Here is a 1,902-nt window from a genome sequence, read left to right as displayed (position 1 = left end):
TCGCCATGATCTGTGCATCGCTGTATCGTCCGTTCTTCATCGTAAATCTCCTCAGATATCTTGCCGAGAAAATTCTACTTTTGAACACCACTGATTTTCAGGGGGGTTACCGTGTGGCGTTGCGGCTACCCACCTGACGACGCCGGGGGTTCGATTCCCCTCACCCGCTCCACACACTTCCTACGTAAGCATTGCGGTGCCGTGGGTCAATAATGGAGATCATAATGCAAGAAGCAGGCACTATCGAAATACAGGGGAGCAATCCAATTTGCATATCTTTTGCATCTCAGGTTGATCCGAAAACTGCCCCCGCGTTGCTTGCGGTGGCGGGCAATGCGGTAAACGCCGGCCATGACGAAATCCACCTGTTGCTATCAACGCCAGGGGGAAACGTAGGTGAGGGAATTGCCGTTTATAATTTTCTCAAAGCTCTGCCTGTTCCGGTTGTCACGTACAACACCGGAAAGGTGGATTCTATTGGCAATGTTATTTACCAAGCCGGTACGCGGCGCCTCTGTGCGACAACTTCAAGCTTCATGTTTCACGGCGTTGGTTTTGCCGTTGAAAAGGCGCACTTCGAAATGAAGCAAGTCAGAGAGCGCCTTGAAATGATCAAGAATGATCAAGCCATGATTTCAGACATCATGGTCCGTCATACCGATTTGAGCGCAGACGACGTCGAGAACCTGTTTTTGGAGATGGCCTTCCTGAGTGCCCAAGAAGCCTTGAACCGCAGAATCACCGACGAAATCAGAGATATTCGCTTGCCGAATGGGTTGCCAGTTCAACAGCTTGTATTCCAAGGGTAGCGCATCAAGATCGCCAATCGACGAAATGTTGTGTCTATTCATCATTTTGGTCTCCCTACCGAGGCAAGTGTACCATATAATGCCAAATCATGATTAGAACATGGCACATATCAGCGCGGTGTTGCTTATGAGCAAAGACGACAAAACGCAACTCGACAAATTCAAAGAAGCCGCCCGCCAGCTAGAGACGGACGACGATGAAGAACGGTTTGAGAAGAAGCTGAAAAAGCTGGTGAAGCAAAAGCCGGAAGAGAAGAAGGACAAGTGAGGTATTGAGTTACCTCCCTGATGCTGGTATTATATTACCACTTGGCATTCATAGAGGGGGGGCACCAATGAGTCCTTCGGATAGACTTAAGGTTTTGGAGATTGTGGTGAACAGTGAGCCGAAAGCCCGCCTCCGAGACAAGTTAGCTTTAGCGGACGACATTGTGAGATGGGCGTGTGTCGGGGTGATGCCAGAAGAAACTACTCCCTGTTGCATGGTGGGGAATAATTCTGCCGAATGTCAGCTTCAACCTTAAGGCGCTCGTCTCCGTCGCCCTCCACGTAAACACAAACGCAATTCGCGCCACGTTGATCGAAGCAGTCTTTGCGATGATGGTTCAGGGGTCGATTTGAGAGATTGCCTGTCTCACCCACATAAATTCTTGTATGCGAAGCGCCCCCATTCCGCTCAACTGTGCGCTCCGTCATGAAGTATATACCACCCATCGCTTTGAAGACTGTATCTCTGGAGTAGGCCGTGAATCTGTATTCTTCTCCAGATGACCCCTTAAATGTCACCGTTCCATATTTTGCCATATTCGAATCTCCCTAAAAGAGATTCCAGCCTGCCCCGTGCGCTACGGGTTTGTCAAATATACAATCGCCTTTTCTTTGGGGGGGGTGCGAGGGCGTGTGGACGCGCGGGCTTGATGCCTGAACGGTCTGGCCTCTGCGGGTGCAGGTATTTGCGACCGCACATAGAGGCCTTGGCGGTGCAGCGGGCTTATGTTGAGCTATGCGTGATTTTGGGTGACGCGGCCTGATCAAGCGGCGCGGTTTGCAGTGTCGTTTGTGGCGACACCGTCGGTGAATGTGACGCCTTCGA

The 1,902-nt window shown here is 50.9% G+C and carries 2 protein-coding genes; both read left to right on the top strand.

The features are described 5' to 3' along the window. Positions 1-224 precede the first annotated feature (224 nt). Positions 225-809, top strand: coding sequence for an ATP-dependent Clp protease proteolytic subunit (locus tag N5A93_RS19405; protein ID WP_268956743.1), 585 nt, complete (start codon positions 225-227; stop codon positions 807-809). A gap of 100 nt (positions 810-909) precedes the next feature. Then, positions 910-1,077, top strand: a complete 168-nt coding sequence (locus N5A93_RS19400; RefSeq protein WP_268956742.1) for a hypothetical protein — start codon at positions 910-912, stop codon at positions 1,075-1,077. Positions 1,078-1,902: the final 825 nt, after the last annotated feature.

Source organism: Roseovarius salincola, from assembly GCF_026891095.1.
Lineage (GTDB): Bacteria > Pseudomonadota > Alphaproteobacteria > Rhodobacterales > Rhodobacteraceae > Roseovarius > Roseovarius salincola.
The sequence above is the reverse complement of the archived record's forward strand: the minus strand, read 5'-3'. Positions and strand labels throughout refer to the sequence as shown.